The sequence below is a fragment of the Stenotrophomonas sp. SAM-B genome, assembly GCF_013387485.1.
Classification (GTDB): Bacteria; Pseudomonadota; Gammaproteobacteria; order Xanthomonadales; family Xanthomonadaceae; genus Stenotrophomonas; species Stenotrophomonas maltophilia_AA.
This window is the reverse complement of the sequence record NZ_JABBXB010000003.1, coordinates 441,098-462,280: the sequence shown is the minus strand read 5'-3', so window position 1 is coordinate 462,280 and position 21,183 is coordinate 441,098. Positions and strand designations below refer to the sequence as shown.

Genomic DNA, 21,183 nt, shown 5'->3' with positions numbered 1-21,183 from the left:
CCGCCGCGCCCCCGAATTTCCGTCTACACGCTGCAAGGATCTCCCCCATGGCCGCACGCAAGATCAAAACTCCCGCCATCGAAGTCCAGGCCCGCCCCGGCCTGCCGCTGGGCATGCCCGCCGCCACCTTCCTGCGCGACTACTGGCAGAAGCGCCCGCTGCTCATCCGCGGCGCTTTCCCCGATTTCGAAACGCCGGTCCAGCCCGAAGACCTCGCCGGCCTGGCCTGCGAGGAAGGCGCGCTGTCGCGCCTGATCACGCACGATCGCGCCACCGATGGCTGGAGCGTGCGTACCGGCCCGTTCCAGGAAGAAGAGTTCCCGGGCATGCCCGACCACGACTGGACCCTGCTGGTCCAGGACGTGGACAAGTGGGACGCCGACGTGCGCGCCCTGATCAGCCATTTCGACTTCCTGCCGCGCTGGCGCATGGATGACGTGATGATCAGCTTCGCCGCCACCGGCGGTTCGGTCGGCGCCCACGTCGACCAGTACGACGTCTTCCTCCTGCAGGCTTACGGCCACCGCCGCTGGCAGATCGACGCCAGCGAATCCATCAAGGGCAAGCGCCCGCCGCTGGACTTCCGCGACGACGTCGAACTCAAGCTGCTGCGCCGCTTCAAGCCGACCCACGACTGGGTGCTGGCCCCGGGCGACATGCTGTACCTGCCGCCGAACGTGCCGCACAACGGCGTCGCCGAAGACCCCTGCCTGACCTTCTCCTTCGGCATGCGCGCCCCGGCCTCGGCCGAACTGATCAGCGACTACCTCGATACCCTGATCGAAGGCGCCGACGAGTCCATCCGCTATCAGGATCCGGACCTGAAGGTCCCGGAAGATCCGAACGAAATCGACGTGGTCTCGATGAACCGCGTGGTCGAGGCGCTCAATGCGATCCGCATGAACGACCCGGACAAGCTCGGTGACTGGTTCGGCCGTTTCATCACCACCTACCGCGCCGCCGGGGAAGTGATGGCGCATGGCGAACCGCTGCCGCGCGAGGAGATCGAAGCCGCCCTCGGCGCCGGCGTGGAACTGCAGCGTCACCCGTGGGCGCGCCTGGCCTGGCGCCGGGCCAAGCGGGGTGCCAGCCTGTACTGCAGCGGCCTGGATTTCGCCCTGCCGGTCAAGGACGCCCAGGTGCTGGCCGGGGCCGAGCAGGTCGGCGCGGCGCTTTACCACAAGCTCTCGGCCAAGGGCCGTGACGCCGTGCAGGCGCTGGTCGCCGGTGGCTTCTACCAGCTGGTCGATGACGCCGGGTTCGAGGACGAAGACGACTACGTCGCCGAGTACGACATCGTCGATGGCACCGACGCGGTCGACGTCGTCGATGACGAGGCCGTCGAGGCCGACGTGCACGAAGTCACCATCCATGACGACGGCATCGAAGTCGTCATCGATTTCGACGACAGCGACGAACCCGACGGCAAGGACGCGCCCCCGCGCGGCTGAGCGCCCTGCCCGCCATGACCGCCTCCGGCTTTCACGTTGACGTGGTCGACTACCCGGCGCAGCACGAAGCGCTGCACCGGGTGCGGTCCGCCGTGTTCGTCGACGAGCAGCAGGTACCCGCCGAGCTGGAGATCGACGCGCTCGACCCGCTGAGCGTGCACATCCTGGCCCGCGACGCCGGCGGCTCCCCGATCGGCGCCGGCCGGCTCACCCCGGACGGCCGGATCGGGCGCATGGCGGTGCTGGCAGCCTGGCGCGGCAAGGGCCTCGGTGAAGCCCTGCTGCTGGCCCTGGTCGACCAGGCCCGGGCCCGGGGCTGGCGGGAGGTCGCGCTGCACGCGCAGCTGCCGGCCCGTGTGTTCTACACCCGGCAGGGTTTCCTGCCCGACGGCGAGGTGTTCGAAGAGGCCGGCATCGCCCACCAGCACATGCGGCTGGCCCTGTCCGGGCCGGTCGCGATCGCACGGGCCGACGAGGCGGTGGCGATCACCACCGCGCTGGTCCACCGCGCCCGTCGCCAGCTCTGGATCCACAGCCGCCAGCTCGACCCCGGCCTGCTCGATGCGCCGCCGGTGCTCGAAGCCCTGCGCCGCTACGCCACCGCCCGCCATGACAAACAGGCGTGGCTGATCGTCCACGACAGCGCCGCCATCCGCCAGGCCGGCTCGCCCGTGCTGGGCCTGCTCCAGCGCCTGCCGAGCGTCTTCCGCGTGCGCGAGGTCAGTGACCCGATCGACCGCGCCACCGCATCGGCCTGTCTGCTCAACGATGCGGGCGACTACTACTTTCGTCTGAACGGCCACCGCTTCGATGGCGAGGCCGGGTTGTCCCGGCAGGCACGTTCGCGACCGTTGCAGGAAGGTTTGCAGCGCGTATGGGAACGTTCGCGTGATTGCAGCGAACTTCGCGCGCTGGGCCTGTAGCTCACCCCACGCTCCCGAACCTGTCTGGGAATGACACCGCGGTCCCCGCACTGGACCGTACGGTGCCCCTTCCTGTCTCGATGGGGGTACAATTTGGGGTGTTAGATACCGCCCGCGCAGGGCTATTCACTTTTCCCTGCCGGATCATCGAAGCCTTACCCCACAAGCGAATCCGACTCTCCATCGTGGACAATCAACTGAAGCAGTTTGCGCAATCTTCGCAGCTCGCCGGCGGCAACGCCTCCTATATCGAGGATCTGTACGAGCAGTACCTCGTTTCTCCGGACAGTGTCGATCCCAAATGGAAGACCTACTTCGACGGCTTCCAGGGCCGCGAAGCCGGTGATATTCCGCACTCGGCCGTCATCGCCCACATTGCCGACGCCGCCAAGAAGGCCGTCAACAGCGGCACCGCCGCCGGTGCCGGCGACGAGCGCGAGCGCAATGTCGGCCGCCTGATCACCGCTTACCGTTCGCGTGGCCACCTCGGTGCCCGCCTGGACCCGCTGAGCCTGACCGCCCCGACCAATCCGCCGGATCTGGGCCTGCCGTTCCACAGCCTGTCGGAAAGCGACCTGGGCAGTGAGTTCAGCACCGGCGGTGTCGCCGGCCAGCCGCGCATGAAACTGCGCGACCTGCTGGAGCGCCTGAAGAAGACCTACACCGGCTCGATCGGTGCGGAATTCATGCACATCTCCGAGGTCGAGCAGCGCCAGTGGCTGTACCAGCGCCTGGAAATGGCCGGTGGCAACTACAACCTGGACGCAGAGACCCAGCGCCGCACCCTGGAGCGCCTGACGGCTGCCGAGGGTCTGGAACGCTACCTGCACACCAAGTACGTCGGCCAGAAGCGCTTCTCGCTGGAAGGCGGCGATTCGCTGATCCCGATGATGGACACCATCATCCGTGACGCCGGCAAGGATGGCGTCAAGGACGTGGTGATCGGCATGGCCCACCGCGGCCGCCTGAACGTGCTGGTCAACACCCTCGGCAAGAGCCCGCGCAAGCTGTTCGACGAGTTCGAAGGCAAGTTCGAGCACGACGACCACGCCTCGGCCGGCGACGTGAAGTACCACATGGGCTTCTCGGCCGACGTCGCCACCGCCGGTGGTGCCGTCCACCTGGCACTGGCGTTCAACCCGTCGCACCTGGAAATCGCCGACCCGGTCGTGGCCGGCAGCGTCCGTTCGCGCCAGGAACGCCGTGGCGACACCGCCCGCAAGCAGGTCATGCCGATCCTGATCCACGGCGACGCGGCCTTCGCCGGTCAGGGCGTGGTGATGGAGCTGTTCCAGATGTCCCAGGCCCGCGGCTTCGCCGTCGGCGGCACGGTGCACATCGTGGTCAACAACCAGGTCGGCTTCACCACCTCCAACCCGGAAGACTCGCGTTCCACGCTGTACTGCACCGACGTGGCCAAGATGATCGCCGCGCCCGTGCTGCACGTGAACGGCGATGATCCCGAAGCGGTCGTGTTCGCTGCCAAGCTGGCCTTCGAGTTCCGCCAGAAGTTCAGCAAGGACGTGGTCATCGATCTGATGTGCTACCGCCGCTGGGGCCACAACGAGGCCGACGAACCGGCGATCACCCAGCCGCTGATGTACCAGGTGATCCGCAAGCACCAGACCACCCGCGAGCTGTACGCCGCGTCGCTGGAAGCTGCCGGCGTGATCGAAGCCGGTGGTGGCAAGGCGCTGGTCGATGCGTACCGCAACAAGCTCGATGCCGGTGAAGTCACCACCGAGCTGGCCCAGGTCGAAAAGACCCCGGCCACCAGCAAGATGTACGTCGACTGGCCCAAGCTGCTCAACGGCAAGCTCTCCGATGCCATCACCACCGCGGTGGGCATGGAGAAGGTCAAGCAGCTGGCGCAGATGATCAACACCGTGCCGGAAGGCGTGGAACTGCATTCGCGCGTGGCCAAGGTGTACGACGACCGCCGCAAGATGGCCGCCGGTGAGATCCCGGGCGACTGGGGCTTTGCCGAGAACCTGGCCTACGCCACGATCCTCGACGAAGGCAACAATCTGCGCCTGGTCGGCCAGGACGTGGGCCGCGGTACGTTCACCCACCGCCACGCGATCCTGCACGACCAGAAGACCGACAACTACTACCTGCCGCTGCGTCAGCTGGTCGAGTCGCCGGAACAGGCCACCATCATCGATTCGCTGCTCAGCGAAGAAGCGGTGATGGCCTATGAGTACGGCTTCTCCACCACCGATCCGAACACCCTGTGCATCTGGGAAGGCCAGTTCGGCGATTTCGCCAACGGCGCCCAGGTCGTGATCGATCAGTTCATCGCTGCCGGCGAAGCCAAGTGGGGCCGCATCACCGGCCTGACCCTGCTGCTGCCGCATGGTTACGAAGGCCAGGGCCCGGAGCACAGCTCCGCGCGTCTGGAGCGTTTCCTGCAGCTGTGCGCGCTGGAGAACATGCTGGTCTGCGTGCCGTCGACCCCGGCGCAGGCGTACCACATGCTGCGTCGCCAGATGCGCATGACCACCCGCAAGCCGCTGATCGTGATGTCGCCCAAGTCGCTGCTGCGCCACAAGCTGGCCGTGTCGACCCTGGACGAACTGGCCAACGGCGAGTTCCAGCACCTGATCGGCGATGCCAAGGCAGACGCCAAGAAGGTCAAGCGCGTGGTGCTGTGTTCGGGCAAGGTCTACTACGACCTGCTGGAAGACCAGACCAAGCGTGGCCAGGACGATGTCGCCATCATCCGCGTGGAACAGCTGTATCCGTTCCCGCGCGTGGCGCTGGCTGCCGAGCTGAAGAAGTACGGCAAGGCGGCCGATGTGGTGTGGTGTCAGGAAGAACCGCAGAACCAGGGTGCCTGGTACCAGATCCGCCACCACCTGCAGGCCTGCCTGGCCGATGGCCAGAGCATCCATTACGCAGGTCGCGCCCGTTCGGCATCGCCGGCCGCTGGACACATGGCTGACCACATCATCGAACAGCAGAAGCTGATCGCCGATGCCCTGGTCAACCCGTTCAACGACTCGGTCGCTGAATAACTCTCCCCCTCATTCTAGAAAAGACAAACCAGGAAGCTCCCGCATGGCCACCGAAGTCAAAGCCCCGGTACTGCCCGAATCCGTCGCCGACGGCACCATCGCCACCTGGCACAAGAAGGTCGGCGATGCCGTCAAGCGCGATGAAAACCTGCTTGATCTGGAAACCGACAAGGTCGTCCTGGAAGTGCCGTCGCCGGTCGATGGCGTGCTGAAGGAGATCAAGTTCGAGGTGGGCGCCACCGTGACCTCCAGCCAGATCGTGGCCATCATCGAAGAAGGCGCCGTGGCCGATGCTCCGGCGCCGGCTGCTGAAGAGAAGAAGGCCGAGGCCGCCCCGGCCAAGGCCGCCGCTCCGGCTGCTGCCGCAGCGCCGGCCCCGGCTGCCAAGTCCGGCGCCGACTCCCTGCCCCCCGGCGCGCGCTTCACCGCGATCACCGAAGGCGTGAACCCGGCCGACGTGGACGGCACCGGCCGTCGCGGCGCGGTGACCAAGGAAGACATCGTCAACTTCGCCCGCAACGGTGGCGCCGGCAAGTCCGGTGGCGCACGTCCGGAAGAACGCGTGCCGATGACCCGCATCCGCAAGCGCATCGCCGAGCGCCTGATGCAGTCCAAGAACGGCACCGCGATGCTGACCACCTTCAACGAGGTCGACCTGTCCAAGGTCTCGGCCGCGCGCAAGGATCTGCAGGACGAGTTCGTCAAGGCCCACGGCATCAAGCTGGGCTTCATGAGCTTCTTCGTGAAGGCCGCCGCCAATGCGCTGCAGCGCTTCCCGCTGGTCAATGCCTCGATCGATGGTGACGACATCATCTATCACGGCTACTCGGACATCTCGATCGCCGTGTCGACCGAGAAGGGTCTGGTGACCCCGGTGCTGCGCAACGTCGAGCGCATGTCGTTCGCCGACATCGAAAAGACCATCGCCGACTACGCCAAGAAGGCCCGTGACGGCAAGCTGAGCCTGGAAGAACTCCAGGGCGGCACCTTCACCGTGACCAACGGCGGCACCTTCGGCTCGCTGCTCTCGACCCCGATCATCAACCCGCCGCAGAGCGCCATCCTGGGCATGCACGCCATCAAGGAACGTCCGATCGCCCAGAACGGCCAGGTCGTGATCGCGCCGATGATGTACCTGGCGCTGTCCTACGATCACCGCATCATCGACGGCAAGGATTCGGTCCAGTTCCTGGTGGACATCAAGAACCAGCTGGAAAACCCGGGCCGCATGCTGTTCGGCCTGTAAGACCTCCCACCCCTCCGCGCCTGCGCGGAGGGGTTCTGGTAAAGAAACAAGGAACTATCAATGGCTGAACAATTCGACGTCGTCGTCATCGGTGCCGGTCCGGCCGGCTACCATGCCGCCATCCGCGCCGCGCAGCTGGGTCTGAAGACCGCCTGCATCGACGCTGCGCTGGGCAAGGACGGCAAGCCGGCCCTGGGCGGCACCTGCCTGCGCGTGGGCTGCATCCCGTCCAAGGCGCTGCTGGATTCCTCGCGCCAGTTCTGGAACATGGGCCACATCTTTGGCGACCACGGCATCAGCTTCAAGGACGCCAAGATGGACGTCGAGGCGATGGTTGGCCGCAAGGACAAGATCGTCAAGCAGTTCACCGGCGGCATCGCCATGCTGTTCAAGGCGAACAAGGTCACCGCGTACTACGGTTTCGGTGAACTGCAGCCGGGCAACATCGTCAAGGTGAAGCAGCACGACGGCTCGGAAGTCGAGCTGAAGGGCACCAACGTCATCATCGCCGCCGGTTCGGATTCGATCGAACTGCCGTTCGCCAAGTTCGACGGCGAGACCATCGTCGACAACGTCGGCGGCCTGGACTTCACCGAAGTCCCCGCCCGCCTGGCCGTGATCGGTGCCGGCGTGATCGGCCTGGAGCTGGGCAGCGTCTGGAAGCGCCTGGGTTCGGAAGTGACCATTCTGGAAGCGCTGCCGGACTTCCTGGCCGCGGCCGATGCCGAAGTGGCCAAGACCGCCTTGAAGGAATTCAAGAAGCAGGGCCTGGACATCCGCCTGGGCGCCAAGGTCTCCAAGGCCGAGGTGACCGGCAAGGGCAAGAAGAAGGAAGTCGCCCTGACCTACACCGATGGTGAAGGCGAGAAGAGCCTGATCGTGGACAAGCTGCTGGTGGCCGTCGGCCGTCGCGCCGCCACCAAGGGCCTGCTGGCCGAAGGCACCGGCGTCAAGATCAACGAGCGTGGCCAGATCGAAGTGGACGCGCACTGCCACACCGGCGTCAATGGCGTCTGGGCGGTCGGTGACTGCGTGCGCGGCCCGATGCTGGCACACAAGGGCTTCGAGGAAGGCATCGCCGTGGCCGAGCTGATCGCGGGCCTGCCGGGCCACGTCAACTTCGACACCATCCCGTGGGTGATCTACACCGAGCCGGAGCTGGCCTGGGTCGGCAAGACCGAGCAGCAGCTCAAGGACGAAGGCATCCCGTACAAGGCGGGCAGCTTCCCGTTCGCCGCCAACGGCCGTGCCGTGGCGATGATCGAGCCGACCGGCTTCGTGAAGGTCCTGGCACATGCCGAGACCGACCGCATCCTGGGCATGCACCTGGTCGGCGCGAACGTCTCCGAGCTGGTGCACGAAGGCGTGCTGACCATGGAGTTCAGCGGTTCGGCCGACGACCTGGCGCGCATCTGCCACGCCCACCCGTCGCTGTCCGAAGTGGTGCATGACGCCGCGATGGCCGTGAGCAAGCGCGCGATCCACAAGGCCAACTGAGCCCTGTTGGTGGTGTAACGAAAAACCCCGCCTCGGCGGGGTTTTTTGTGGGCGGTCGGTGAGGTAGACCGCTGCCGCCGGGTCGTGCCGGCCGCTGGCCGGCTCCGCGCCATGGGTAGTGCCGGCCGCTGGCCGGCTCCACGTGATCCGGATAGAAAGAGCAGCCGGCCAGCGGCCGGCACTACCCGATCCCGGGGTACTCAGGCCGTCGCGACGCGCCCGCCGCCCAGCACTCGCGCCGGCAACATGAACAGCGCACGCAGGAAGGCAAACAGTGCCGAAAAGGTGATGCCCACCAGGCGGAACGGCAGGCTGATCAGCCACACGAACGGCCACGCCACCAGGGCCAGGATCGCCAGCGGCCAGCACAGCACGAACAGCAGGCACCACACGCCCAGGGCGAACAGGGTCTTCATCGTCGGTCTCCACCGGCACCGGGCGGCAATGCCCGCAGCGTCACGTTGCCGTTGCACAGTCCGCGCGGCAAGCGGGATGCGACGAACGCCGACCTCGGCCGACGAAAGCAGGAATACGCCGATGAGCGCCGACGGGTGTACCGACCAACGGTCGGCACCTACCCCGTTACGGCGCCCGGGCCGAGTGCCGGTAGCACACGACCGTTGGTCGTGTGCCCGAGATCATTCGAACGAGCCCACCGAATCGTGCGACAGGTTGTCGAACCGGGTGTACTCGCCGAAGAACTTGAGCTTGCACGAGCCGGTCGGGCCGCCTCGGTGCTTGCCGATGATGATCTCGGCCAGGCCCTTGTCCGGCGACGTTTCCTTGTTGTAGTAGTCGTCGCGGTAGATGAACACGATCATGTCCGCATCCTGCTCGATAGCGCCGGATTCGCGAAGATCGGCCATCACCGGGCGCTTGTCGGTACGCGTTTCCAGCGAGCGGTTGAGCTGGGAAAGCGCGATCACCGGCACGTTCAGCTCCTTCGCCAGACCCTTCAACGAACGCGAGATCTCCGAGATTTCCGTCGCGCGGTTTTCGCTGTTGCCCGGCACGCTCATCAGCTGCAGGTAATCGATCACGATCAGGCCCAGGTCGTGCTCGCGCTTGAGGCGGCGGCACTTGGAACGCAGGATCTCCGGCGACACGCCCGGCGTATCGTCGATGAAGATCTTGGTTTCCTTCAGCATCCGGATCGCACCGGTCACCCGGCTCCAGTCTTCATCTTCCAGCTGGCCGGTACGCAGGCGCTGGGCGTTGATGCGGCCGTTGGAGGAAATCAGGCGCATCGCCAACTGCGAGGCCGACATTTCCATCGAGAACACCGCCACGCCCTTCTTGGACTTGATCGCGGCGTACTCGGCGATGTTCAGCGCCAGCGTGGTCTTGCCCATTGCCGGGCGCGCGGCCAGGATGATCAGATCGGTCGGCTGCAGGCCGGCGGTCATCGCATCGAAATCGGTGTAGCCGGTCGGCAGGCCGGTGATGTTGCCGCCGTTCTCGAAGCGGTTGCGCAGCTCTTCGAAGGCGTCTTTCAGCGCGCCGGGCATCGCCACGAAATCGGTGCGGCCACGCGCGCCCTGCTCGGCGATCGCGAATACGGATTTTTCCGCTGCCGAGAGCAGCTCGCTGCTCTCGCGGCCTTCGGGCTGGAAGCCGTCGTTGACGATGTCCGTACCGACCTGGATCAGCTGCCGCAGCACCGCCTTGTCACGCACGATCTCCGCGTAGGCACTGATGTTCGCGGCCGACGGCGTGGTGCTGGCCAGTTCGATCAGGTACGCGCCGTCACCGACCAGCTCCATCTTGCCCTGCGATTCGAACCACTCGCCCAGGGTCACCGCATCGAACGGACGGTCGCGCTCGGACAACTCGCGGATCGCGCGGTAGATCATCTGGTGATCGCGGCGGTAGAAGTCGGTTTCGGTCAGCTGGTCGTTGACCCGGTCATAGCTCTCCGGGGCCAGCATCAGCCCGCCCAGCACCGCCTGTTCGGCCTCGATCGAATGCGGCGGCACGCGCAGGGCGTCGATGCGGATCTCATCGCGATCAAAGCGGTCACCGCGGTCTTTGCGGTCGGAACGGAAGCCAGAACGGGCGGACATGGGGGGCGTACTTCCTGCAATGTGAGGCGTGGGACATGGTAGGCACGCGGGGAGCCCCGCAGCCATGCACAAACCTGTGGATAAACAGTGGATGAGCTGGGGATACCGGCGCCTGCCGGTACGATCGGCCGGGGCCGTCGCATCGCGTGCGACGGACGCCCTTGCGACGTCCGTCCACGCCATTATCGCAGAAGCCTGACCCGCTCGCGGTGGATCAGTGCGTGCCGCCGTGGGTGCCGACCCAGGCAATGAATGTGTCCACGAAGCCCTGCAGGAAGTCCTTGGTGCCCTCGTTGCTGATCGTGCCGTTTTCGTCGATCAGCCCTTCCTTGAAGTGCAGGAAGGCCTCGGGCTGGCCCAGCACCGGCATGTCCAGGTAGGCCAGGATGTTGCGCAGGTGCTGCTGGGCCAGCGCGGTGCCGATCACGCCGATCGAGGCGCCGATCACCGCTGCCGGCTTCCCGGCGAAGGCACTGTCGCCATAAGGGCGCGAGCCGAGGTCGATGGCGTTCTTGAGCACGCCCGGGACCGAGCGGTTGTATTCGGGGGTGACGAACAGCACCGCATCCGCGTCGCGGATCTGCTGCTTCAGGCGGACACCCTCGCTGGGGTAGTCCTTGTCGAAATCCTGGTTGTACAGCGGCAGGTCGCCGATCTCCACGTAGGAGAACACCGCCTTGCCAGCCGCGAGTTTCTCCAGCGCACGGGCCAGCACCTTGTTGTGGGAGCCCTTTCGCAGGCTTCCGACCAGTACGGCGATCTTGTATTCGGCCATCACGTCATCTCCGTTCGGGGAAAAGGACCAGCCTAGGCGGGCTTACCTTCGGCAACGGTGAAGGCGGCGTCAGCCACGCATGGTGTGGCTCTACAGCCGACACCACATCCGGTAGAGCCACCCCCATGGGTGGCTGCCTCCCGCCCAGACCTGACTGCACAGGCGGCGCTATGCGCGTGTCACGTCGGCGCGTGCGTTGCGCCAATGCGCCTGCCAGGCCTGGAACATCAGCACGTTCCACAGATGGGTGTGCCATTTGCGCTCGCCCTGCTTGAACTGCTGCCACAGCGGGGCGACCGCCTCGACGTTGAACACGCCCTCCTCGGCCAGCCGCGCCGGATCCAGCAGTTCATCGGCCCAGCCGCGCAGGTCGCCCTTCAGCCACGCGCTGACCGGGGCCCCGAAGCCGCGCTTGGGACGGTGCACCATGTCCTGCGGCACGTAGCGGCCGAGTACGCGCTTGAGCAGATACTTGCTGACCCCGTCGCGCTGTTTCATCGCCATCGGCAGCGACCAGGCGAACTCGGCCACGCGCCAATCCAGCAGCGGCGCACGCGCCTCCAGGCTGACCGCCATGCTGGTGCGGTCCACCTTGCACAGCAGGTCGTCGGGCAGATAGGTACTGAAATCGGCCAGCATCATCGCGTCCGCCGGCGAGCCGGCGCCGTGCAGCGGATCGGCCAGGTCGTAGAAGCTGCCGGCCGCCTGCGCGCCACGCACGGCGGCAACCGGGTCGCGCCAACGCGAAATGCGGTTGCGGTAGACATCACCAATGCCACGCGCGCCGGACTCGGCCAGCAGCGCAGCCAGGCCGCCGGTGCGCGAGGCCTCGCCCTGCGTGTGCGCATGGCGGGCCATCCAGCGCCGCAGCGGCGCCGGCACCTTGCCGAGCAGGCGCCAGTTGCGCATCGCCCGCTGGTAACGGGTATAGCCGAAGAACAGTTCATCGCCGCCGTCGCCCGACAGCGCCACCGTCACGCCCTGCCGCGCCAGCTTGGCGACCAGCGCCGTGGGCACCTGCGAGGCATCGGCGAAGGGTTCGTCGAACATCGCCGGCAGGCTGGGCACCACCGCGAGCGCGTCGGCACCGCTGACATACAGCTCGGTGTGATCGCAGCCCAGGTGCTGGGCCAGCGACTTGGCCAGCGGCGCCTCGTCATGGTCCGAGCCGGTGAAGCCGATGCTGAAGCTGTGCACCGGCTGGCTCGACTGCGCCTGCATCAAGGCGGCCACCACCGAGGAATCGGTGCCGCCGGAGAGGAACACGCCGACTGGCACGTCGGCCACCATGCGCAGCGCGACCGCGTCGCGAAGGACGGCATCCAGGCGCTCTTCAGCCTCGGCATCGTTGCCCGTGAAGGGTGCGGCGAGCGCCTGCTGCATGCGCTCGCGTGCATTCCAGAACGGCTGCTGCAACTGGTCCGGGCGATGCGCGGCGGCGCCGGCGGCGACCGCCTCGGCATCCAGCCGCAGCACGCGGCCGGGCATCAGCTTGAAGCAGCGCTCGTGGATGCAGTGCGGCGCGGGGATGTAGTCCAGCCGCAGCAACAGGGTCAGCGCATCGCGGTCGACCTCGTTGTCGAAGGCCGGGTGCTGCCACAGCGCCTTGAGCTCGGAGCCGAACACCAGTGTTTCACCGGCCCAGCCGTAGTACAGCGGTTTCTTGCCGACGCGGTCGCGGGCCAGCCACAGGCAGCGCTCGGCGCGGTCCCACAGGGCGATGGCGAACATGCCGTTGCTGCGCTGCAGGGTCTCGTCGAAGCCCCACTCGGTAATCGCGGCGAGCAGCACTTCGGTATCCGAATGGCCGCGGAAGCCATGCCCCAGGGCGTCCAGCTCGGCGCGCAGTTCGGCGAAGTTGTAGACCTCGCCGTTATAGGCCAACACGTACCGGCCATCGGCCGAGGTCATCGGCTGATGGCCCAGCGGCGACAGGTCCAGGATGCTCAGCCGGCGATGCGCCAGCGCGATGCCGGCCGAGGCATCGGCCCACACCCCGCTGTCATCCGGGCCGCGGTGCTCCAATGCGTCGCCCATGCGCCGCGCCTGTTCTTCCAGTGCTGCCTGCTCTCTTGCCGGAGCGGGCAGCAGCATGCCTGCCAATCCACACATGTATCAAGGGTCCTGCGCCAGCGCGAGGGCGGCGTTCAATACCGCATTGTCGCTTGGAAGCACGCACAATGCTGCCCCCGCCAGCGGCGTGTAGGTATCGGCGCCGCATACCCGCCGGATCGGCAGGTGCCCCAGCCCCGCCTCGACCAGCGCGGTGATCACGCCCTCGCCCACCCCGGCGCTGTGCCGGCCCTCATCGACCACCAGCACGCGCTGGGCATCGGCGGCCTGCGCGGCGATGAAACCCGCATTGAGCGGCACCAGCCAGCGCAGGTCGACCACCCGCACCTGCCAGCCCAGCTGCTGCTCGATCGCCCGTGCCGCGCGCAGGCTCATCGGCACGCCGTTGCCATAGGTGAAGATGACCAGGTCACTGGCCTCCGGCGCGTAGACCCGGCCCTCGCCGAGCACCAGTGCCTGGTCGGCGGCCGGATACGGGAACAGCCACTGGCCATCGCCGGGCGCGTGCAGGTCCTTGGTCATGTACAACGCGATCGGCTCGAGGAACACCGCGACGCGGCCATCGACGGTCGCCAGCGCCGCCAACGTTCGCAGCATCATCGCCGCATCGTCGCCGCGCGAAGGACAGCCGACCACCAGCCCGGGAATATCGCGCAGCGCGGCGATCGAGTTGTCGTTGTGGAAATGCCCGCCGAAGCCCTTCTGGTACCCCAGCCCGGCGATCCGCACCAGCATCGGGTTGCGGTACTGGTCGTTGGAGAAGAACTGCAGCGAGCAGGCCTCGCCCCGCAGCTGGTCCGCCGCATTGTGCAGATACGCCAGGTACTGGATCTCGGGGATCGGCAGCATGCCCAGGTTGGCCAGACCCTGCGCCATCCCCAGGATCATGGTTTCATCGAGCAGGGTATTGAACACACGGCGCGGCCCGAAGGCCTTGAGCAGGCCCTTGCTGACCGTATACACCCCGCCCTTCTGCGCGACGTCCTCGCCGAACAGCAGCATGGACGGGTACTTGGCCATCAGATCGTGCAGTGCCTGGTTGATCTGTATCGCCAGATGGCGCGGCGGCTGTGTTTCCGGCAACTGCGCCGGACCGCCAAATGCAGCGGCGCGCGCCTCATCGCCGGCCATTCGCGTGGCTTCGGCATGCACCGCCGCCGGCGAATACGGCGCCAATGGCGCGATGACCTCGGCCAGCGCCGACAACTTCGGGCGTCGATCCGCTTCGGCGGCGGCGGCGAAACAGCGCACGCGCACGCGCTCGTACAGATCGAGCACCTGCCCGGCCGTCATCCAGCCGGACGCCATCGCGATCGCCGCCGAGCGCAGCAGCGGATCGCTGGCCTCGGCCGCGCACAGCTCCGGCAACGGCCGCCACTCGATTTCGAAATCCGTACCGGCATGGCCCATCAAACGCGTGGTACGCAGGTGCAGGAAGGTCGGGCGCCGCGTCTGCCGGCAATGTGCCAGCGCGCGCTCCACCTGCGCATGCCCCTCGACCAGGTCCAGACCGTCAGCGAAGAAGTAATCCAGGCCCGGGCGGTGCGCGAAGCTCTGCGCGATCCAGCCATCCGGTGTCTTGACCGAAATGCCGATGCCGTTGTCCTCGCAGACGAACAGGATCGGCGCGGGAAGGCGCTGGTAGGCGGCCCACGACGCCGTGTTGAACGCGGTCTGCGCGGTGGCGTGGTTGGCCGAGGCATCGCCGAAGGAGCAGATCACCACGCTGTCGTCGGGAATCGGCAGTGTGTGGCCGATGCGCCGCCCGCTTTCGATGGCCAGCGCGGTGCCCAGCGCCTTGGGCAGGTGCGACGCGATCGTCGAGGTCTGCGGCAGCACCCACAGCGGCTTGCTGCCCCACACCTTGTGGCGCCCACCGCTGGCCGGATCGTCCCGACTGGCCGCGAACGAGAGCGCCGCATCCATCACCGGGTCCATGCCCGGCAGCTTGCGGAAGCGCTCGGCCATGAAGCCGCCGGAACGGTAGTGCAGGAACGCCGGATCGGTGTGCCGGGCCAGGCGCGCCACCAGCGCATTGCCCTCGTGGCCGGACGAACCGATCGTATAGAAGACCTTGTTCTGCACGCGCAGCACGCGCGCCATCAGGTCCAGATGGCGGCTGATCAGCTGCGACTCGAACAGGTCGGCAAAGCCCTGCGCATCCAGCGTGCTGCCGGGCAGGATGGGGCTGCCGGGTGCTGGCGTCGGCGCAGGATCGCCGCGCCATTGCTGAACGAAATCGATGAAATTGGCATCGCAGATCTCGGCCCGGTTGAGGCCTTTCATGCGTGCGGGAATCGGATCGGGAACCACGGCAAACATGCATCACCCTCCGTGACGTGTTGCGGGTGTGGACAACCGGATGGACCTCAGATGGACTGCGCGAACAGGACCTGCACCTCCGGCAGCGGCGTGGGCATGGGCACGAACCGCGGCTGCCCGCGCACGCGCTGCAGCCAGCCCTGGACCGCCGGGTACGGCGACAGCGCGACGCCGCCGTCCGCCGCGACATCGGTGTAGGCGAACAACGCGATATCGGCGATACCGTAGGCCCGTCCACTGAACCAAGGCGACGTGGCCAGGTGCTCCTCCATCACCGCCAGGGCCTGCGCCGAGCGCTCGCGCAGGCGCGGCAGCTCGTTGCGGCGCGGCGAGTCCACGGGCGTCCAGCCGCTGATGAAACGTGCGACCGCCAGGCAGGGCTCGTGGCTGTACTGCTCGAAGAACATCCAGCGCAGCGTCTGCGCGCGCTCCCAGCCATCGGTGGACAGATATGGCGTGCCCTCCGCCAGCCAGAACAGGATCGCGTTGGATTCGGGCAGCACGCGCCCGTCGTCGCGCTGCACCAGTGGCACCTTGGCGTTGGGATTCATCGCCAGGAAATCCGGCGTATGGGTCTGGCCGTGCGCGCTGTCGACTTCGACCCAGTGGTAGCGCGTGCCCAGCTGCTCCAGCAGCATCCGCACCTTGTGGCAGTTGCCCGACACGGACATGCCGTACACCGTCAATGGAGCCCGCAACGACGTCATCGCACCCTCTTGGCCATGCATCGCGGGCGGCCTGCCCGCGATGCCGAGTCTGGCCTCACCGCATCGCCTTTGCCAAGCGCGGGTGCAGCATCACCGCTGCGTGGCGCGTCGCTGCTGCCATTGCTGGCGCGACTGGCCCCAGATCTCGATCGGCTTGCCGGCATGTGGCGGCGGCAGCTCGCCCATCCGCAGCAGCGAACTGCCCAGCTTGCGCGCGACCACCTTGGAATTCTCGTTCGCGGCATCGATGGTGTGGATGACCTCTTCCCAGCCGAGTGTGTCGAACGCCCAGTCCATGCTGGCCACCGCCGCTTCGGGCGCATAGCCCCTGCCCCAGCTCTCGCGGCGGATGCTCCAGCCGACCTCGGTGCCCGGCCAGTCCAGCGGCTGCCAGGGGCCCATGCGGCCGACCCAGTCGCCACTGCTTTTTTCGATCACCGAAAACATCGAAAACCCATACAGGTGCCAACTGCCGACCAGGCAGCTGAAGCTGCGCCAGGCCTGCGACGGTGCCTGCACGCCGCCGAGGTGCTGCATCACCTCCGGATCCGAACAGAAGCGCAGGAAGGCATCGAAATCCTCGGCGCGCGGTGGGCGCAGGATCAGACGGTCGGTCTCCAGCCGGAGGTCGAAAATGCTCATGGCGTCCTCTGTGAGTGCGGGTATACGCAGATGATCCCAGAACACCGATCGGCGCGCTGTGCCGCTGCCCCCCAAAACGCAGCACGCCGGCAGATGCCGGCGTGCGGGTGATGCATTCGAGCTGCAGGCACTTACTGCCTGTTCGCATCCAGTGCGGCGGTCTGGGTGACCAGCTGGCCGTCGATCACCGGCAGGCGATCGCTGCTCGGCTTGTTGTCCATCTTCACGGTCTTCTCGGCGCCGTCGTAGCGGTAGGTCACGTTGTAACCGGTCACCGCATTGGTGGTGCCCATCGGGATGCGGTTGCCCGGCTTGCTGGCCATGCGCATGGTGCCGGTGGTGCCGTCTTCATTGCGGTAGGTCACGTTGTAGCCGGTGACGCGGGTCGACTCGGAGGTCGCGGTTTCGGTATGGCACTGGCGCTCGGTACGGTTGACCACGCGGCCACCGACGTGGCGCTTGTCGACCTGGTTGCCGATCATGCCGCCGGCGACGGCACCCGCGGCCGTGGCAGCCTTGCGGCCGTTGCCACCGCCGACCTGGTTGCCCAGCAGGCCGCCGATCACGGCACCGGCGACGGTACCGCCGACATTGCCGTCGCGCTCCGGCAGACGTTCCTGGACCACCACGTCCTGGCAGACTTCATGCGGCGTCTGCGTGCTGGACGTCTCGCGCACCGGCTCGGTGCCGATCACGGTGGCGTAGGCCTTTTCTTTCTTGGTCAGCGGGTCGACCTTGACGATGTCGGCGTACTCGAGCTTGCCAGCCTTGTCTTCGATGGCCAGCTGATCAGTACGCGCGCCATCGTCGGCAAGCGGCGTGGTGTCCAGAGTGGGCCGGGTCTGAGCAGCGGTCACCGCATCGGGCGAGGAACTGCCGCCCTTCATGAAGGCAGCGGTGGCGATCCCGCCGACCAGCAGCGCACCCGCAGCGACCAACGCAGTAGTAGTTGTACTTTTCATAACCGGCTCCTTGCGGACGATCCGCAACGTTCTTGAGTGAATTCCAGCACGGCCACCCTGAACGGAATCTCCACGGATCGTGAACATCCGGTCGCCCATTCAGGTTCGGTGAGCCTTGGGCTCGTGATAGCGTTTACAGCATCTGCCCAGGAGTGCCTCATGTCCAATCCCATACTGTTGCCGGTGCTGGAATGGGCGCGTCGGCTGCGCTACCCCACCCTGTTCAAGATCACCGCCGCCCTGTTCGCGGTGACCCTGGTGATTCCGGACCCGCTGCCGTTCGTGGACGAAATCCTGTTCGGCCTGGGCACGCTGCTGCTGGCCAACTGGAAACGACGTGGCGACAGAACGCCGCCGCCGCTGCCGGCCAAGCGCCGCGCGTGAGGTTGATCGACAGCCACTGCCACCTGGATGCGGGCGAGTTCGATGCGGATCGCCCTGAAGTGATCGCGCGCGCCCGCGAGGCCGGAGTGCGGGCGCAGGTGGTGCCGGCGGTCACTGCCGCCAGTTGGCCCGGCCTGCGCGACGCCTGCCGGCTGGCCGACGGGCTGCACCCCGCCTACGGGCTGCACCCCATGTTCCTGGACCAGCATCGCCCCGAACACCTGGAGGAACTGCGTGCGTGGCTCGAACGCGAGCGCCCCTGCGCGGTTGGGGAGTGCGGGCTGGACTTCTTCGTGGAGGGTCTGGATGCGGACGCCCAGCTGCACTACCTCCTGGGCCAGCTGCGGCTGGCACGCGAATTCGAGCTGCCGGTGATCGTGCATGCGCGCCGTGCGGTGGATGCGGTGATCGCGGCGATCAAGCAGATCGGTGGGCTGCGCGGCGTGGTCCACAGCTTCTCCGGCAGCCCCGAGCAGGCGCGGCAGCTGCACCAGCTGGGCTTCCTGATCGGGCTGGGCGGCCCGTTGACCTATGACCGCGCCCAGCGCCTGCACCGCCTGGTGGCCAGCATGCCGCTGGAGCAGCTGCTGCTGGAAACCGACGCGCCGGACCAGCCGGATGCGGGCATCCGCGGCCAGCGCAATGAGCCGGCGCGGTTGCCGGTGATCCTGGCGGCGGTGGCGCGCCTGCGCGGGGAACCGGCCGAGGCGATTGCCGCGCAGACCACGGCCAATGCGCGCACCCTATTCGGGCTTCACGGTTTCTCCTGAAGCGCGCAACGGGTGGAGCGGCCCCGGGCGCATGCCAAACCAGCACAGGACGCTCGCCAGCAGTAGCGCTCCCGCCCCCATGCCGATCGACATGTGCATGCCATGCATGAACGCATCCGGCGCACCATCGCCGATCAGGCTGCCAAACAGGGCAACGCCCAGCATGCCGCCGACCTGTCGTGCACAGTTCAGTACGCTGGAGGCAATGCCCGCCCGCGACCGGTCGACCGATGCAAGCGTCGCGTTGGTCATGGTCGGCACCACCAAGGCGACCCCGCTTGCCGCCATCAGCATCGGTACGATCAACAGCGCGTACTGGCCCCCGATGCTCACCCGCATCAGCAACAGGTAACCCGATCCCGCCAGCGCAAGGCCCATGAACATCAGCAACCTGGGACCGAGACGCGTAATCAGGCGCCCCGCCACCACATTGAGTGCGACCAGAACGAGGGTCATCGGCAGAAAGGCCAGCCCGGTCTGTTGCGGCGACAGATGCTGCTGCATCTGAAAAAACAGACTGAACACGAAGATCAGTCCGTAATAGGCGAAATTCACCGCGACGCCTGCCAACGAGACGATGGAGAAGGTGTGATTCCGAAACAGATTCAATGGCAGCATGGGTGAGGTGCTGCGCGCTTCAATCCAGAGGAAGGCCGCGAGGGACATGAGCGCCAACAGCGTCCCTCCGCGCACCACGCCATGCTGCCAACCCAGCTGGCCTGCCTCGATCAAGGTCATGGTGGTCGCTGCCAGCGCGACCATGGCAGCCACCTGCCCACGCCAGTCGAGGCCACGCCGATGTCCGCCGCCGGACGGCGCCGCATGCCGGAGCGTCAGGCAGATCGCGATCAAACCCATCGGAAGATTGATCAGAAACACGCTGCGCCAGCCTGCATGCGATACCAGCACTCCGCCCAGCACGGGACCGGCAGCCAGAGCCGCTCCCCCGAGAGCGCCCCACCACCCGACGGCACGGCTACGCGCCTGGCTGTCCGGAAATGCCTGCTGCACCATGACCAGCGAGTTGGGTACCAGCAGCGCCGCGCCCATGCCCTGGATCAGCCTGGCCCCGACCATCACGGGCAGGCTGCCCGCAAGCCCGCAGGCAGCCGACGCCAGAGTGAACACCACCAAGCCCGAGAGATAGAGTCGGCGCGCGCCGAAGCGGTCGCCCAGCGCCCCGCTGGTAAGCAGCAGTGCGGCGAATGCCAGGGTGTAGGCATTGACCACCCACTGCAAGCCGGCCACATCGGTTGAAAATTCATGCTGCAGGGCATCCAGTGCGACGTTGACCACACTGATGTCCAGCAGCACCACCACGAAGCCGAGCGCGGCGGCCCAGAGCGTACCGCGCGCGGAAGCAGGAAAAGCTGCCATTTGGGGTCCCACAAGCAGAAGAGACCGTCCATGCTAGGCTTGGCGGGCACCCTCGAAAATTCCCCGAAATCACACTCCATACCTGCGAAAACGCACCGATGTTCGACTGGGAGAATCTCCGTCATTTCCTGGCGGTTGCGCGCGACGGCACCTTGTCAGGCGCGGCTCGGGCGCTGCATGTCGACCATGCAACCGTCAGCCGTCGTGTTGCGGCCCTGGAGGTCGAACTGCAGGTTGCGCTGGTCGAGCGCTTGCCGCGCTCCGTCCGGCTTACCGCGATGGGCGTCCAGATTTACGAGCACGCCAAGGCCATGGACGCCTCGGCATTTGCTGTCGCGCGCGTGAGCCGGGCCAGCCAGGATGCTGTCAATGCCAGGGTGACCCTTAGTGCACCACCAGTGCTGGTGGCGCACCTGTTGGCGGAACGGGTTGCCGACTTCCGGGCAGCGCAGCCCGGCATTCAACTTTCCGTGTCGGCGCAGGCCCAGCAGGTATCACTCGCCCGCCGCGAGGCGGATGTGGCTCTGCGGCTCGTCCGCCCCAAGGAAGCCAGCAGCGTTGTGCGCAGAATCGGACGAATGCCGTTCGCGCTCTATGCCAGCCACGAGTACGTCGCCACCCGTCGGCCCGAAGACTGGGCCTTCATTGCCTATGACACGCAGTTTGCTGACATGCCCCAGCAGCAGTGGCTGCTGCAGATCGCGGGAAGCCGTACCGTGGCGTGCGAACTGAGCGACATCAGCAGTCATCGGGCAGCCGCGCTGGCCGGAGCGGGCGTGGCCGCGTTGCCGCGCTTTCTGGGTGATGCCGCGCCCGGACTGACTCCGCTGGAGCATGACGGGGCGCCGTTCTGGCGTGACATCTGGCTGGTGGTGCACCGTGACCTCCGGCGGTCACCCTCGGTACGCACGGTCATGGACTTTGTGGCGAAGGTCGTCGCGGACCGGCCCGGCCTCGCGTTGGAAGCGTAAGCC

Annotated in this window: 17 protein-coding genes; 8 read left to right on the top strand and 9 right to left on the bottom strand. The window is 66.8% G+C overall.

Going from position 1 to position 21,183, the window contains the following annotated elements; all coding sequences use genetic code 11:
- The first annotated feature begins 47 nt into the window (after positions 1-47).
- The 5 genes from HH110_RS09840 to lpdA all read left to right on the top strand — a co-directional run bounded on the left by HH110_RS09840 (position 48) and on the right by lpdA (position 8,134).
- Positions 48-1,451, top strand: a complete 1,404-nt coding sequence (locus tag HH110_RS09840; protein WP_176989492.1) for a cupin domain-containing protein — start codon at positions 48-50, stop codon at positions 1,449-1,451.
- Between the two features lie 14 nt (positions 1,452-1,465).
- Entirely contained in the window at positions 1,466-2,374 is a 909-nt protein-coding gene (locus HH110_RS09835) for a GNAT family N-acetyltransferase (protein WP_176989491.1), read from the top strand.
- Between the two features lie 185 nt (positions 2,375-2,559).
- Positions 2,560-5,391, top strand: coding sequence for a 2-oxoglutarate dehydrogenase E1 component (locus HH110_RS09830; RefSeq protein ID WP_176989490.1), 2,832 nt, complete (start codon positions 2,560-2,562; stop codon positions 5,389-5,391).
- 43 nt (positions 5,392-5,434) lie between these two features.
- On the top strand, positions 5,435-6,637 hold the full coding sequence (sucB, locus tag HH110_RS09825) for a dihydrolipoyllysine-residue succinyltransferase (protein ID WP_176989489.1): 1,203 nt from the start codon (positions 5,435-5,437) through the stop codon (positions 6,635-6,637).
- A gap of 60 nt (positions 6,638-6,697) precedes the next feature.
- A complete protein-coding gene (gene lpdA, locus HH110_RS09820; RefSeq protein WP_121037968.1) occupies positions 6,698-8,134 on the top strand; it encodes a dihydrolipoyl dehydrogenase in 1,437 nt (478 codons plus the stop codon).
- A 200-nt stretch (positions 8,135-8,334) separates the two neighbouring features.
- Here the strand turns inward: lpdA and HH110_RS09815 are convergent, their stop codons facing one another.
- From HH110_RS09815 to HH110_RS09780, 8 genes are all read right to left on the bottom strand, one after another.
- Positions 8,335-8,550, bottom strand: a complete 216-nt coding sequence (locus HH110_RS09815; protein ID WP_176989488.1) for a hypothetical protein — start codon at positions 8,548-8,550, stop codon at positions 8,335-8,337.
- Between the two features lie 222 nt (positions 8,551-8,772).
- The gene (locus tag HH110_RS09810) at positions 8,773-10,197 is read right to left on the bottom strand and encodes a replicative DNA helicase (RefSeq protein ID WP_176989487.1); all 1,425 of its coding nucleotides are present in this window, start codon (positions 10,195-10,197) and stop codon (positions 8,773-8,775) included.
- 214 nt (positions 10,198-10,411) lie between these two features.
- Positions 10,412-10,972 (bottom strand): NADPH-dependent FMN reductase, encoded by a 561-nt coding sequence (locus HH110_RS09805; RefSeq protein ID WP_176989486.1) that lies wholly within the window; start codon positions 10,970-10,972, stop codon positions 10,412-10,414.
- A 168-nt stretch (positions 10,973-11,140) separates the two neighbouring features.
- Positions 11,141-13,084, bottom strand: a complete 1,944-nt coding sequence (gene asnB / locus HH110_RS09800) for an asparagine synthase (glutamine-hydrolyzing) (RefSeq protein WP_176989485.1) — start codon at positions 13,082-13,084, stop codon at positions 11,141-11,143.
- A 3-nt stretch (positions 13,085-13,087) separates the two neighbouring features.
- Positions 13,088-15,367: a thiamine pyrophosphate-dependent enzyme gene (locus tag HH110_RS09795; RefSeq protein WP_176989484.1), complete on the bottom strand. Its 2,280-nt coding sequence runs from the start codon at positions 15,365-15,367 to the stop codon at positions 13,088-13,090.
- A gap of 47 nt (positions 15,368-15,414) precedes the next feature.
- On the bottom strand, positions 15,415-16,074 hold the full coding sequence (locus HH110_RS09790) for a glutathione S-transferase family protein (RefSeq protein WP_176989483.1): 660 nt from the start codon (positions 16,072-16,074) through the stop codon (positions 15,415-15,417).
- A 90-nt stretch (positions 16,075-16,164) separates the two neighbouring features.
- Positions 16,165-16,716 (bottom strand): GNAT family N-acetyltransferase, encoded by a 552-nt coding sequence (locus tag HH110_RS09785; RefSeq protein ID WP_176989482.1) that lies wholly within the window; start codon positions 16,714-16,716, stop codon positions 16,165-16,167.
- A gap of 131 nt (positions 16,717-16,847) precedes the next feature.
- Complete coding sequence (locus HH110_RS09780) at positions 16,848-17,678, bottom strand: glycine zipper 2TM domain-containing protein (RefSeq protein ID WP_123730792.1); 831 nt, start codon at positions 17,676-17,678, stop codon at positions 16,848-16,850.
- A 159-nt stretch (positions 17,679-17,837) separates the two neighbouring features.
- Here HH110_RS09780 and HH110_RS09775 point away from each other — a divergent pair, with 159 nt between their 5' ends.
- Complete coding sequence (locus HH110_RS09775) at positions 17,838-18,062, top strand: DUF6116 family protein (RefSeq protein WP_176989481.1); 225 nt, start codon at positions 17,838-17,840, stop codon at positions 18,060-18,062.
- Complete coding sequence (locus HH110_RS09770; RefSeq protein WP_176989480.1) at positions 18,059-18,832, top strand: TatD family hydrolase; 774 nt, start codon at positions 18,059-18,061, stop codon at positions 18,830-18,832. Before HH110_RS09775 ends, HH110_RS09770 begins: the two co-directional genes overlap by 4 nt.
- Here HH110_RS09770 and HH110_RS09765 read toward each other — a convergent pair.
- On the bottom strand, positions 18,806-20,209 hold the full coding sequence (locus tag HH110_RS09765) for an MFS transporter (RefSeq protein ID WP_176989479.1): 1,404 nt from the start codon (positions 20,207-20,209) through the stop codon (positions 18,806-18,808). The genes HH110_RS09770 and HH110_RS09765 overlap by 27 nt on opposite strands.
- 98 nt (positions 20,210-20,307) lie before the next feature.
- On the opposite strand from HH110_RS09765, the gene HH110_RS09760 reads away from it, so the two are divergent.
- Complete coding sequence (locus tag HH110_RS09760; protein ID WP_176989478.1) at positions 20,308-21,180, top strand: LysR family transcriptional regulator; 873 nt, start codon at positions 20,308-20,310, stop codon at positions 21,178-21,180.
- The last annotated feature ends 3 nt before the right edge of the window (positions 21,181-21,183 follow it).